Annotated in this window: 8 protein-coding genes; 2 read left to right on the forward strand and 6 right to left on the reverse strand. The window is 72.7% G+C overall.

The features are described from left to right. Positions 1-14: 14 nt before the first annotated feature. Positions 15-947: an RNA polymerase sigma factor RpoD/SigA gene (locus ACFQPD_RS14150; protein WP_068751221.1), complete on the reverse strand. Its 933-nt coding sequence runs from the start codon at positions 945-947 to the stop codon at positions 15-17. Between the two features lie 255 nt (positions 948-1,202). Between ACFQPD_RS14150 and ACFQPD_RS14155 the strand changes: the two genes are divergently transcribed. Continuing rightward, positions 1,203-2,507: an RNA polymerase sigma factor gene (locus tag ACFQPD_RS14155; RefSeq protein ID WP_176715190.1), complete on the forward strand. Its 1,305-nt coding sequence runs from the start codon at positions 1,203-1,205 to the stop codon at positions 2,505-2,507. A 31-nt stretch (positions 2,508-2,538) separates the two neighbouring features. Here ACFQPD_RS14155 and ACFQPD_RS14160 read toward each other — a convergent pair whose 3' ends face one another. Both ACFQPD_RS14160 and ACFQPD_RS14165 read right to left on the reverse strand, forming a co-directional pair. Next, on the reverse strand, positions 2,539-3,270 hold the full coding sequence (locus ACFQPD_RS14160; RefSeq protein ID WP_385901432.1) for a glutamine amidotransferase: 732 nt from the start codon (positions 3,268-3,270) through the stop codon (positions 2,539-2,541). Beyond that, positions 3,267-4,409 carry a glutamate--cysteine ligase gene (locus ACFQPD_RS14165; protein WP_385901434.1) on the reverse strand — a complete coding sequence of 381 codons (1,143 nt, stop codon included), beginning with the start codon at positions 4,407-4,409 and terminating at the stop codon, positions 3,267-3,269. Before ACFQPD_RS14165 ends, ACFQPD_RS14160 begins: the two co-directional genes overlap by 4 nt. 130 nt (positions 4,410-4,539) lie before the next feature. Here ACFQPD_RS14165 and ACFQPD_RS14170 point away from each other — a divergent pair, with 130 nt between their 5' ends. Beyond that, positions 4,540-5,742 carry an aromatic amino acid transaminase gene (locus ACFQPD_RS14170; RefSeq protein ID WP_385901435.1) on the forward strand — a complete coding sequence of 401 codons (1,203 nt, stop codon included), beginning with the start codon at positions 4,540-4,542 and terminating at the stop codon, positions 5,740-5,742. A gap of 2 nt (positions 5,743-5,744) precedes the next feature. Here ACFQPD_RS14170 and recD read toward each other — a convergent pair whose 3' ends face one another. The 3 genes from recD to ACFQPD_RS14185 are packed head-to-tail and all read right to left on the reverse strand — an operon-like array spanning position 5,745 to position 13,634. Beyond that, positions 5,745-7,457, reverse strand: coding sequence for an exodeoxyribonuclease V subunit alpha (gene recD / locus ACFQPD_RS14175; RefSeq protein ID WP_385901437.1), 1,713 nt, complete (start codon positions 7,455-7,457; stop codon positions 5,745-5,747). Continuing rightward, on the reverse strand, positions 7,450-10,605 hold the full coding sequence (locus ACFQPD_RS14180; RefSeq protein WP_385901439.1) for a UvrD-helicase domain-containing protein: 3,156 nt from the start codon (positions 10,603-10,605) through the stop codon (positions 7,450-7,452). Before ACFQPD_RS14180 ends, recD begins: the two co-directional genes overlap by 8 nt. Further along, on the reverse strand, positions 10,602-13,634 hold the full coding sequence (locus ACFQPD_RS14185) for an exodeoxyribonuclease V subunit gamma (RefSeq protein ID WP_385901440.1): 3,033 nt from the start codon (positions 13,632-13,634) through the stop codon (positions 10,602-10,604). The genes ACFQPD_RS14180 and ACFQPD_RS14185 overlap by 4 nt, the downstream gene beginning before the upstream one ends. Between the last annotated feature and the right edge of the window lie 56 nt (positions 13,635-13,690).

The raw sequence follows: 13,690 nt of genomic DNA on the forward strand, positions 1-13,690 counted from the left end.
TCGTGGGCCGGGCGTCAGGCGGCGAGGCCCTGGCTGGCGCGCAGCGTGGCGAGCGCCTGTCGTTCGATCTGGCGCACGCGCTCGGCGGTGATGCCCCAGTGCACGCCGATGTCGGCGAGCTTGGCCTGGCGGCCGTCGACGAGGCCGTAGCGGCGCCGGACGACATCCTGCGAGCGCTCATCGAGCTCCGACAGCATGCCCTCGAGGCGGGCGCGCTCCTCGGCGTCCAGGACCATCTCGTCCGGCCCGGGTGCCGTCTCGCGCGCGATCAGATCGCCCAGGGCCGTGTCGCCGTCGGCCTCGACGGGCGCGTCGAGAGAGACGTGGTCGCGGGAGTAGCGCAACAGGTCCACGATCCGGTGCTCCTCGAGCCCCAGCTCGTCCGCGATCTCCGCCAGCTCGGGTTCCCGCCCCAGCTGCCGCTCGAGGTTCCGGCGCACCGCCGAGACCTGGTTGACCTGCTCGGCGACGTGCACCGGGAGCCGCACGATCCGGCCCTGCTGCGCGATGCCGCGGGAGATCGCCTGACGCACCCACCACGTGGCGTAGGTCGAGAACTTGAAGCCCTTGGTGTAGTCGAACTTCTCCACCGCGCGGATCAGGCCGGTGTTGCCCTCCTGCACCAGGTCCAGCAGCGGCATCTGGGAGCGCCCGTACTTCCGCGCCACCGACACGACGAGCCGCAGGTTCGCCTGGACGAAGCGCTGCATGGCCTGCTCGCCCACCGCGGCGATCTCCCGCAACTCGTCCTCCGACGCGTCCGTGTCGCTCTCCGCCGCCCCGGACAGAATCTGCTGCGCGTAGAGGCCCGCCTCGATCTGCCGGGCCAGGTCGACCTCGTCGACCGCCGACAACAGCGGGGTCTTCGCGATGGCGTCCAGGTAGAGCCCCACCGCGTCCTTGCCGTCGATACCGTCAGTGCTGCGAGTGCGTACAGTCGTGATCATCAGTGCAGACCTTCCTCATGAAGTCGTCACCCACAACAACGCACGGGACGCCGCTGGGGTTCCCACATAGGCTGATCGATTCGTGAAATCATCCCGGGGTCGTACGCCGGGACCCGCAGACCCCGACCGCGGTCAGGGGCTACCCGGAGGGCCGTTTGAGTGGGTTGGCGGGCCGTGCAAGAATGGACGGCGCGTCACCCTTGACTAAGGCGGGGCGACGCACGCGCTGAAATCGTTGCCGCCGAGAGGACCACCGTGACCCAGGACGCTGAAGGAACGGGGAGACCCACCCGCAGCCGCCGGCCCGCCGCCACCGGAAAGCCGGCGGCGAAGGCCACGACAACGGCCGCGGCGAAGGCCCCGGCCGCGCCCCGGGCATCGAGGGGCCGCGGCAAGGCGGCCAAGGCGGATGTCCCGACCATCGCGGATGCGACCACCGGGGAGGTGGAGGTGCAGTTCGAACGTGACGGTGAGGACGTGGTCCTCACGGTGGGCGGCAAGAAGCGGTCCCTGGATGAGGTGGATGACGCGCAGTTCGACGAGGCCAGCGCCGCCCCGCTCGCGAAGGAACTCGTTGAGGAGGAGGGCTTCGCGCTCTCGGACTCCGACGACGCGGACGAGCCCGAACAGCAGGTCGTCTCCGCCGGTGCCACCGCGGACCCCGTCAAGGACTACCTCAAGCAGATCGGCAAGGTCGCCCTGCTCAACGCCGTCGAGGAGGTCGAGCTCGCGAAGCGCATCGAGGCGGGCCTGTTCGCGGAAGAGCGGCTGAACTCTGTCGACGAGCCGGTGTCGCCCGAGGACCTTGAGGACCTCGAGTGGATCGCCGAGGACGGTCGCCGCGCGAAGAACCACCTGCTCGAGGCGAACCTGCGCCTCGTGGTGTCGCTCGCCAAGCGCTACACGGGGCGCGGCATGCTGTTCCTCGACCTCATCCAGGAGGGCAACCTGGGCCTCATCCGCGCGGTGGAGAAGTTCGACTACACCAAGGGCTACAAGTTCTCCACCTATGCGACGTGGTGGATCAAGCAGGCCATCACCCGCGCCATGGCGGACCAGGCGCGCACCATCCGCATCCCCGTGCACATGGTCGAGGTCATCAACAAGCTCGCCCGGGTCCAGCGCCAGATGCTGCAGGACCTTGGCCGGGAACCCACGCCCGAGGAGCTGGCGGTCGAGCTCGACATGACGCCGGAGAAGGTCGTCGAGGTCCAGAAGTACGGCCGCGAACCCATCTCGCTGCACACCCCGCTGGGTGAGGACGGCGACTCCGAGTTCGGCGACCTCATCGAGGACTCCGAGGCCGTCGTGCCCGCGGACGCCGTGAACTTCACGCTCCTGCAGGAGCAGCTCAACGACGTCCTCGACACGCTGAGCGAGCGCGAGGCCGGGGTGGTGAGCATGAGGTTCGGGCTCACCGACGGCCAGCCGAAGACCCTCGACGAGATCGGGAAGGTCTACGGCGTCACCCGCGAGCGGATCCGGCAGATCGAGTCCAAGACGATGTCGAAGCTGCGCCACCCGTCGCGCTCGCAGGTCCTGCGCGACTACCTCGACTGAGCGACTCCGCGGGCTGAGCCCGCCCGGCGGGTCAGCGTCCCCGGGCGATTCGGACGAAGTTCGTCATCATGAGGTGCACCTCGTCCGAGATGGTCGAGGTCTCCGCGAACGCGATCAGCTTCTCGGTGTCCGCGGGATCGAAGTACCCGGCGTCGCGGTAGATGCGGATCCGCGCCGCCAGCCCCGCCGAGTCGAGCTCGGGGTGGAACTGCGTCGCGTAGACGTTGCGGCCCAGCCGGAACGCCTGGATGGGACACGCCACACCCGTCGCGAGGACGGTCGCGCCGGCGGCCGGGACGCGGCACCCCTCCTTGTGTGCCGTGAAGGCCCTGAACCGGTCCGGGATGCCGTGGAAGAGCGGGTCGGCGCGGCCCTCGTCCGTCAGCGTCGCCGTGACGACGCCCACGTCCTCCCCGACGCTGCGGTCGACGACGCCGCCGAAGTGCGCGGTGAGGGCGCCGACGCCGTAACACAGTCCCAGGAACGGCAGGTCGCGGGCCACCACGACGTCGAGGACGCGGGCGATGTCGGCCTCGGCGCGCAGCTGCACGGCCGACTTGTCGGTGTCGCTGGCGTTGAACGGACCGCCGCCCAGGAACACCCCGGCGTAGAGCGTCGGGTCCAGCGACGGCACGGCGGCGGCCTCCACCCGGACCTGCACGAGCTTGTCGGGCTGCAGCCCGGCCAGCCGCACGATCGCCTCGCGCTCACCCTCGGCGGCATCGTCCTCCGGGCGCGTGCTGAGCAGCAGGAACGGTCTCACTGACCCTCCCTGAAGGTGGGGGTCCCGGCGCGCAGCTCGTCGACGACGGCGCGGGTCACGGCGTGCGTGTCGCCATCGTGCGCCGCCGCGACCCGGCGTTGACGCAGGTAGCTGGGGCCGCCGCGGACGAGGCGGCCGACGTCGGCCAGGTTCTCCGCACAGCCCAGCTGCTCGGCGATCGGGGTGAGCTCCTCTACCCAGCGGAGGATGCCGTCGCTGACGTGGATGAGGTACTCGTCCTTGCGGTGCGTGATGACATCCGCCGACAGGCCGTAGCGGGCGGCGCGCCACTTGTTCTCCCGCATGAACCAGAAGGGGAGCCGGTGGATGGGTTCGCCGGTGGCGAGGGCTCGCGACATGCGCTCGACCAGGCACTGGTTGAACGCCGTCAGGGCCCCGATCTCCATGAGCGTCGGCACCGAGTCCATGCATCGGTTCTCGACGGTGCCCCACGTCGAGGGGCGCACGTCCCAGCGGATCTCCGACGGGTTCTGGATCAGCCCCACCCCTTCGAGTTGCGACGCGAAGCGCTCCAGCTCCGCCCAGTCGGCCATGTGATACGGCAGGCCGTTGGTCGGCAGCTGCTGGAAGATCATCGTGCGCTGCGAGGCGAAGCGGGTGTCCTCCCCGATCCAGAACGGCGAGGAGGCCGACAGCGCGATGAAGTAGGGCGCGAAGCGGGCCAGGCCGTAGACGATGGGCAGGGCCTTGTCGCGGTGGTCGATGCCGGTGTGGATGTGCAGGCCGTTGATCGCCATCTGCTTGCCCCACCAGCCGTTGCGCTCCGTGACCCGACGGTACTGGGCCTTGTCGCCCGGCTTCTGGAGCGTCGGATCCCCGAAGGGATGGGTCCCGGCGCCCAGCAGGGTGAGCCCCCTGGGTTCCAGCAGAGACAGCGCCTGCTCGAGGTGGCGCCGCATCTCCGCCACCGCCGAGGGCACGGTGCGGTGCACGCCCGTGACCAGTTCGATCATGCTCGTCAGGTACTCGCCGCGGATGGGGCCGTCCACCGGGTCGGCCACCCGGCTGAGGATGACGTCGGCGGCCGGGACCTGTTCCATTGTGTGCTGGTCGACCACGGCGAGTTCCCACTCGATCCCGATGGTCGACTGCTCGGACGTCCCGAATCTGATCCGCATGCACCCTCCTCCACGGCCCCGGCGATGCGCGGCACGTTCAGTCTGACACGCGACGCCACACCGTGGGCGCAGGTCCAGACCGGTGCGTGAGGGGCATTAGGCTTGGCCTGCCAGGAAGAGAGGTGCTCCCATGTCGCTGTTCGATCGCGTCGAACTCGCCCCCGCCGATCCGATCCTCGGTCTCACTGAGGCCTTCGTCGCCGACCCGCGGCCCGAGAAGGTGAACCTGGGCGTCGGGGTCTACCTCGACGAGAACGGGAAGCTGCCTCTGCTCGACTGCGTGCGCGACGCGGAGTCGCGGCTGGCCGCGGACCCGAAGCCCAAGGGGTACCTCGGCATCGACGGCTCGCCCGCCTACCGCGACGCCGTCCGCTCGTTGGTCTTCGGCGACGGCGCCGACGTCCTCGCAGACGGCCGCGTCGCCACGGTCCAGACGCTGGGCGGCACCGGCGCCCTCAAGGTCGGGGCGGATCTGCTGCGCCAGATCAACCCGTCGGCCACCGTGCTGATCTCCAACCCCAGCTGGGAGAACCACCGCGCCCTGTTCACCCGGGCGGGGTTCCGCGTGGACAGCTACCGCTACTACGAGCCGGCGCTGCACGGCATCGACATCGACGGCATGCTGGCCGATCTACGCAGCGCGGACGCCGGCACGGTCGTCGTGCTGCACGCCTGCTGCCACAACCCCACCGGCTACGACCTGACCCCCGAGCAGTGGGACCAGGTCATCGAGACCATCCGGGACCGCGAGCTCATGCCGTTCCTCGACATGGCCTACCAGGGCTTCGGGTTCGGTATCGAGGAGGACGGCGCCGTCGTGGCGCGGTTCATCGAGTCCGGGCTCGAGTTCTTCCTGTCCACCTCGTTCTCGAAGTCGTTCAGCCTGTACGGCGAGCGCGTCGGCTCCCTGTCGGTCGTGTCCGAGTCGGCCGACGCCGCCCGGCGGGTCCTGTCCCAACTTAAGATCGGCATCCGCACCAACTACTCCAACCCGCCGACCCACGGCGCCGCGCTCGTGACCGCTGTCCTGACCGACGGCGCGCTCCGCCGCGGCTGGGAACAGGAGCTCGCCGCGATGCGCGACCGGATCAAGCAGCTGCGGCGCGGGCTCGTGGGCGCGCTCGAGGCCCGCGGGGTCACGGACATGGGCTTCATCGCCGGGCAGCTCGGGATGTTCAGCTACTCGGGGCTGACCAAGCAGCAGATGATCGCCCTGCGCGCGGACTACGGCATCTACGGCACCGACGCGGGCCGCATGTGTGTGGCGGCGCTCAACACCGGGAACCTCGGCTATGTCGCCGACGCCATCGCGGCGGTCCGCTCCGGCTCCTGAAGTCAGTGGCGGGCCAGCCCGCTGGCCCGCCTGACCGGGGTCGCGATGGCCTCGTCGAGCCGGTCCGCCGAGCCGTAGAGACGCACGCGCCCGCGGGCCCGCGTCACGGCGGTGTAGAGCAGCTCGCGCGTGAGCAGCGCCGAACCCGATGGCGGCAGCACGACGGAGACGGCGTCGAACTGGCTGCCCTGCGACTTGTGGATCGTCATGGCGTGCAGGTCCGCCGCGTCGTCCAGCAACGACGGGGCCACCGACAAGGGCCCGTCCGGCCGGTCGATGACCGCCACGTGCTCACCCCCGACGTCGATGACCACGGCGGTGTCGCCGTTGTGGTACAGCTCGGTGTTGCGCTGCAGCAGCAGCGGCTGGCCGGCGTAGGACCGGGTCTCGAACCCGTAGTCGGGCAGCTGTGTGGCGAGCCAGCTGCGCGCGGCTCGCGCCCAGTGGCCCACGCCGAAGGGTCCGTCGCGGTGCCCGCACAGGATGCGGTGCCCGGCCAGCGCGTCGAGCGCGCCGACGGTGTCGCCGGCCGTGGCCGCGGCGACCACCCGCCCGGCCGCCGCCAGGACGTCCTCGCGCACGGAGGGCAGGGACACCGGGTCCGCCGAGCCGTCGAAGTCGACGAGCTCGACGCTGGATCCGGAGGCGAGCACCTCGCGGGCGGCGGCGGCGTCGCCGGCGAGGATGGCGTCGGCGAGCGCGTTGATCTCGGCGTTCGAGCGGAAGTTCGTGGTCAGCCGGGCGATGTGGCCGCCGGGAGCGGTGACGAGGCCACCGGCCCGCTCGATGTCGGCCAGGACGGCGCCCGCCTCGACCGAGCGGAGCTGATGCGGGTCGCCGAGGAGCACGAGCCGCGTCTCGGGCGCCAGCGCCGCCATCAGCTGGCCCATCATCTCCAGCGACACCATCGATGTCTCGTCGACCACCACCACGTCATAGGGCAGCGGGTTGCCCGGGCCGTACTCCACGTGGGGGGACCGGGGCCGTGCGCCGAGCAGCCGATGCAGCGTCCCGCCCCACAGGTGGGGACTGCCCGGTAGGCGGGCGGCCACGGCCGACTGCAGGCGGGCGGCGGCCTTGCCGGTGGGCGCCGCGAGGGCGATGCGGGGCTCCGCCGGCGCCAGCGACGCCAGGATGCGCGCGACGATGCTCGTCTTGCCGGTGCCCGGACCCCCCGTGATGACGGTCGTGGGGTGCCGGAGGGCGGCGGCGACCGCAGCCTCCTGACGGGCGTCCGTGTGCTCGCCGACGGCGAGCGGCGCGGCCTCGGTGACCTCGAGCGGGGACAGTGCGCTGCGGAGCCGCAGCGCCCGGGCGAGTCGGCGTTCCTGGCGCCAGTACCGGTCGAGGTACAGCAGGGTGTCGTGCAGCCGGAAGGGGCGGGCCTCTGACTCGGGTGCGGCGACGGCGGGGGAGGCGGCGATGCGGGTGAGCCACTCGTCCGGATCGGGCCAGGCGAGTGCCGCTTGGTCGGTGTCGGCGCCGTCGAGGTCGGCCTCAGGGAGCAGGTCCAGGTGGGCCGTCCGGACGTCGAGGCAGACCGAGCCGAGCCGCAGTTCCCGCGCCGCCAGCGCGAAGGCCAACTGCACGTCGGGGTCGGGCTCGCCGGCCAGCGCGGCGAGGCGCCGGGCCAGGTGGAAGTCGATGGGGCGCAGCATGCCCGCCGCGCAGAAGTCGCGCAGGACGCCGTCGGCGGCGATCGGGATCTCAGGCACGGCGGCCTCCCAACAACTCGGACGCGGCGACGACGAGCGCCGCGGGTGGATGCCACGCCATGACGCCGCAGCTGGCGCCGTCGACGACCGGCGTCTCCGGCCCCGCCATCCCGCGCACGAAGAGATAGCCGACACCGCCGAGGTGCGTCGCGGGCTCGTAGGCGGGCAGCCGCCGGGCCAGGTAGCGGTGCAGCGCGACGCAGTACAGGATGGCCTGCAGCGGATAGTGGGCCTGCATCATGGCCTCGGCCATGGCGGGCGCCACGTAGTGGCCCAGGATCAGGTCCGCCCCCGGACCCGGGGCGAGCCGGTTGGTCTTGTAGTCCACGACCAGGAACCGGCCGTCGTCCAGGCGCAGGACGGCGTCGATGGATCCGGTGAGGAACCCGTTGAGCACAGAGTCGGCGGCCTCCGAGGAGCGCAGCCGGTGCGGATACCCGGCCAGGGGATCGGTGGCCGGCAGATGGGCGGCCATCAGGTCGGCGAGGTCCCCGACCGTCGCGGGGGTTCCGTCGTCGGCCAACGGGAGGTCGAAGTCGAGCTCCGGGAGCCGCCGCGTCGTGGGCAGGTCGGTGAGCGCGGCGGAGGTCAGCGGCAGCAGCGGGGTGCGGGCGACGGCGATCAGGGCGTCGGCCAGGGTCTCGTGGAGATCCGGGTGCAGGGCGTGCTCGGGGCCAAGCTCGGCCGTGACCGCCCGAGCCGATGCCTCGAGCGTGCCGGGCTCCCACGCCAGCCGCTCGAGCGCCTCGTGGACGAGCGTCCCGAAAGCCGCCCCGGCCGGGAGCCCGGCCATGGGCGAGAGGGCCGACAGTGCGGCGTCGACGGGGGCGGGCGCCGCGACGTCCACGGTCGCCGACTCGTCGGCCAGGACGTGGGCCGGCGCCTGCTCGTGCAGCGCCTGCGTGAGGCCCGAGTAGGACGTGCGTCGCCATGTCGTGTCGATGCTGCGGCGCCAGCGACCGAGCGACAGCTCGGGCCGGGGGGTCGCGTCGGGCGCGGGCGAGGGCGGGGCCGACAGGCCCATGCCCATGCGCAACACCGCGGACGGCGTCGCGCCGCCCAACGCCGCGCGGCGCTTCTCCCACGCGCGCACCAGCGTGGCCATGGGGTCCGGCCGGCCGCCCGCCCCGCCCGCCACGTGCCAGGCGACGCAGAGGTGCTGCGCCCGGGTGAGGGCGACGTACAGGACCCGCAGCTCCTCGGCCAGGGTCTGATCGTCGAGGTCGCGTGCGAGCTGCTCGCCGTTCGTCGGCGAGGGGCCGACGTAGAGGTGGCGACGGCCCTCGTGCACGAGCGTGAACGGCCGGCTCCGCACCGCCTTGACGCCGTCGGTTTCCGGCACCAGCACGATCGGGAACTCCAGGCCTTTCGCCGCGTGGATCGTCATCACCCGCACCGCGTCCTCGTCGGTGGCGACCCTGATGGCGTCGCCGGACTCTTCGTCTGAGGCGCGCCGCTCGATGAGCGCGAGCAGCCCGCTCACGGTTCGCTCGCCGCTTGCGTCGAGCAGCTCCGCCACGTGCAGCAGGTCCGCGAGTTCGCGCTCGCCGTCCCGCTCGGCGAGGAGCCGTTCGTCGAGTCGCTCGACCGCGCGCAGGTGGGTGACCACCCGCGCGATGCCGCCGTCGGCGAAGCGCTGAGCCAGTGTCCGCACCAGCGACGAGACCCGCGCCGGCTCAGGGCCGGCGGGGTCCAGGAGCGTGCCGAGGTCCGACCCGATCAGCGCGGTGAGCGCGGCCAGCCGGATGGTGGCCTGCATGGGGTCCGCCATCGCGGACAGCAGCGCCGTCCAGTCGCGCGCCGCCGGCTGGGTCCAGACGGACTGGGATCCGGTGAGGACCGCGGGGATCCCCGCCCGGTCGAGGTCGGCGCGCAGTTGCCGCGCGCGGGCGCTGCGGCGGACGAGGATGGCGATGTCGCTGTAGCGGACCGCCGGGTCCGCACGGTGCGTGAAGGATGCGCGGCCGACCAGGCTGCGCACCATGGCCATGAGGTCTGAGTCGATGGCTGCGGCCGGTGCGCAGTGCTGCAGCTCCTGGCGCGTGGTGGTGCGCAGCCAGAGCCGCTCGGCGGGCGGAACGACGAGCCGCGGCTCGGGGTGTGCCGCGCCGACGGGGGACACGGTGACGCTGTCGTCGCCCAGCCCGAGCTCGGCGAAGAGCTCGACGACGCCGTCGACCAGCGGCTTGTCGGTGCGGCGATTGACGGCGAGTGTGTGGACGTCCGCCGTGGCCTTGGCGTCGAGGTAGCTGTGCAGGTCCGCGCCGCGGAACGCGTAGATGGACTGCTTGGGGTCCCCGATGAGGATCGTCGGGCGGTCCGGCCCGAGGAACGCCCGCTCCACGATGGCCCACTGGTCCGGATCCGTGTCCTGGAACTCGTCGATGAGGACGGTCCGGAAGCGGCGCTGCAGGGCGTCCCGGACCGCCTCGCCCGTCGTCGGGGTCTGGAGGATGCGCAGGAGGCGGGAGATGACGTCGTTGTAGGTGCAGATGCCCTCCGCGCCCTTGCGGTCGGCATACAACTCGCGCACCTGCCGGGCGAACTCGTGGTGCGGCCCTGATGGCGGGAGCAGGTCGAGCGTCGAGAGCGCGGCCTCCACCCCGATGCGCAGCGCGGCGCGCGGCGCGATGGGCGGCTGCCCGTCCATGCGGTGCAGCTTGAGGTAGGTGTCGGCGGTGCATTGATGGGCCAGGTCGACCGGGTCCGCCCCGACGACCTCAGCCGGGTCCCAGTCGCCGAGGATGCCGAGCTCGTGGAGCATCGACTGGCAGAACGAGTGGGTCGTGAGGATGGTCACCTCGTTGAACCGGGCGACGGCCTCGGCCAGCCGTGCGCGGTGCAGGTCCGCGTGGGCCCCGGCGAGGTGGGCGGCCACCCGGTCCTCGGGGTCTGGCAGCGGCTGCCCGGCCAACGCGGCGTCAAGGGCAGTCACGGTCCTGGTCAGGCGTTCGAAGACCCGGGAGCGCAACTCTCCGGTGGCGTGCCGGCCGAAGGTGATGAGCAGGAGGTCGCGGACGTCGAGTCCGTCCTCCGCGAGGTAGCGGGCGGCCAGCGCTGCGATGGCGTAGGTCTTGCCGGTCCCGGCGCTCGCCTCCAGGAGGGTGGTGGTGCGCGGCAGGGGGCCGGTCAGGTCGAAGGAGGTCATGCGCCGCTCCTCACCAATGGTGCGTAGAGCGCCAGCGCCCAGGCGCCGAAGGCCGACGACCCAGCCGTCTGCGGGTCCTCCGGCAGCGGCGGGTCGGCGAACAGCTCCGACACGTCGGCCTCGTAGAACAGGCGCCAGCTGCGGGCGGGCCACGGCCACTTCGACCGGTAGTCCTGGAACGGGCCCGACCAGTGAGCCTGCTCGAAGCCGCCGCGGTGCATCTCCCGCGCGTACTGGATCGCCGGCGCGGCGGGCACCGGCAGCAGCCGGTGCTGCCCCAGCGAGAACGCCCTGACCACGGACGTGAGGCTGGTCATCGCCTCCTCCGGTGGGATGTCGCGGATCTGGTGCACGCGCGGGACCAGGCGTCCGAAGTCGTTGAGGAGCCGGTGCAGGCGGGCCGGAGCCGGCATGCCCGCAGCCGCGAGAGCGACGGCCTCCAGCCACGGCCGGATCACCTGCTCGTCACCGCTGCTGGCGGTGACGGTGACGGCGGCACCGCCGCGCGTGCGCACCTGATCCGTGACCCGGACGACCCCGCCCGAGACCGGGACCTGCACGTCGAGGCGGTGCTCGGCGAGCTCAGCGTGCCAGTCTGCCTCCGCTCGGGACCAGAGCGCCTCAGCCTCCTCGTGGGCCCGTTCGAACGCCAGCCTCCCGATCTCCAGGGGCGGGTGCACCTCGCGCTGCCGGAGCGCCTCGGCCACGCGGCTGCCCGATTCGCCCGACTTCCACGCCTCGAGCAGGTCGTTGAGGATGGACCACCGCTCCAGCCCTCGCGGCTCGAGCGGGATGTCGTCGGTGAGCTCGGGAGCCTCCCGGAGCGTCACGCCGGCCGCGGTCTGGAGGAATCCCCTGGCGGGGTCCGCGAGGAAGCGGGACAGCTGGGCGATGGTCACCTGCGCCGGGGGCGGTCCGACCGGACGGGTGCGGGCCTGCTGCCGCCGCCGCGCGTGGCGGGAGGGCTGCTGCTGCGGCCGGGAGCGCCGGGCGAGAGCGCCGGCGCGGGCGGCGGCGTCGAACCCGGGGCGCTCCAGGAAGTTGCCCTCCGAGGTGGCGGTGGGCGGATGCGCGACCGGCGCCGGGTCGACGCCCAGCTCTTCCAGCAGCCAGCTGACGGCGACGGGCAGCGCGGCCCGGTCGTTCGTGCGCTCCGAACGTGCCTGCCGCACGATGACGAGCCGCTCCGCGGCGCGGGCGTGGTCCAGCAGCTGGCGGCGGCGCCGCTCCCGGGGATCCGGGGTGGCGGCGCCCAGGTCCACGCAGTCGGCGGGCGCGCCCATTCGCCCCGGCACCACGTCGTCGGTCACCCCGAGCAGCGCCACGACGCGGAACTCCACGTGCGGCAACTCCCCGAGGGGCAGGACCAGCAGCGAGCCGTTCCCGGCGGCCGGGCGCCGTCGGTAGCCGGAGGCCAGGTCCGCGAGCAGGAGCGAGAACTCGTGCCGTGTCAGCGTGGTCTCATCCCCCGCATGGTCGTGCTCCAGGCGGGTGAGCACGCGGGCCGCCGCGGTCAGCTGCCACTCGTCCGCGCGGGGGAGGGCCACCAGCGAGTCGATCGCCGCGCGGCAGGTGGCAACCCACCGGGGCACGGTGGCGGGATCCGCCGAGTCTGCGATGAGGCGCCGCAGCCGCGACACGACCTCGCACAGCGACCCCACCGTGTCCATGTCCGTGGTCGAGACCACGTCGGCGCCGCTGAGCCCGAGCCCGGCCGACTCGTCGGGGGCCACGGCCAAACCGATGAGCAGGCGGTCCAGGCCACGCAGCCAGGTGTTCTGGACCACGTCGCCCAGGCCGAACTGGGCCCGGTGCGCGGCGTCCATGCCCCAGCGGACCCCGGACCCGTCGACCAGCTCGACCAGGGCCGCCCGATCGGTGAAGCGCCAGCGGTGTGCGATCGCGGGCCGCAGCAGCAGCTCCACCAGGGAACTGGCCGTCGCGCGCGTTGAGCCCAGCCGCAGCAGGTCCACCAGGACCAGCACGAGGGGATTGGGTGGAGTGGCGCCCACGGGCTGGACCCGCAGCCCGCGCCCAGGGTGGGCCTCGCCCGCCGGCACCGGCGCGAAGGCCGCGTCCAGCAGCGGCGCGTACCGCTCCATCTGCGGGCAGACGACGGCCACCTCCCGCGGCTCCAGCGTGGGGTCCTCGGCGAACAAGCGGGTCAGCTCGTCGCGTAGCACCTCCACCTGGCGGGCCTCCCCGTGCGAGTCGTGCACGTCGACGGCGGGCACCAGGGGCTCCACCGCCGGAGCGTCCTCGACCACCGAGGCGATGCCCTCGGCCCACGCGGCTCCCGGCGAGCCGCTGCGGTGGAGCAGGACGAGGGTCCCGTCCTCCCCGAGCGCGGAGACCACCCGAGCCTCCTGCGTAGTGAGCCAGTCGACCCCGACGAGGACGGTGGGAGTGGTGTCGGACCGGGCGGCGTCAGCGACGGCGGCCTGGACATCGAGCGGATCCAACTCCAGGCGTTCGACGGCGGCGCGCAGCAGCGCGGGCTGCCAGGCCGCCGTCTCGGGCAGCGCCTCGCCGCCCAGGCCGGCGTCTGAGCCCCCCAGCCAGGCCTCGACGAGGTCCGGCGCGTGGTCCACGTAGGTGCGCAGCAGGCGGGCGAGCCTGACGGCCGTGGCTCGACGGCGCCCCGGGCGCCCCGCGCCGGCACCGAGCGCGGCGTGGAGCAGCGGATTTCCCGCGGCCACCTCCTCCAGCGCCGACTGCACGGCGAGGTCCAGCGGGGTGCCCAGCCACCGCGCGCGATCCCTGGCGACCCCGGCAGCCTCGGCGAGGTGGCGCAGCAGATCCCGCGGCGTAACGTACGCGATCCCGGCCGACACCCCCATCCGGGCCGCCACCTCCTGACCGACCACGCGGCCGGTCTCGTGTGTCGCCACCAGGACCCGGGCGGCGTCGAACGGGCCCAGGTCCAGGGCCTCGAGCGTCTCCGCGAGGCTGTCCATGAGCGCGCCCCAGCGCCCGGCCCGTACCGCCCTCACCGCCATGCGCGTCCCCCTGTCCACATCGTCGATCACCTTAGCCGCCACCACCGACAGAACCGACCGCCCCGGTCTCGACGTGCGACCTGTCG

The organism is Tessaracoccus sp. O5.2 (assembly GCF_964266725.1).
Classification (GTDB): domain Bacteria; phylum Actinomycetota; class Actinomycetes; order Propionibacteriales; family Propionibacteriaceae; genus Arachnia; species Arachnia lapidicapta.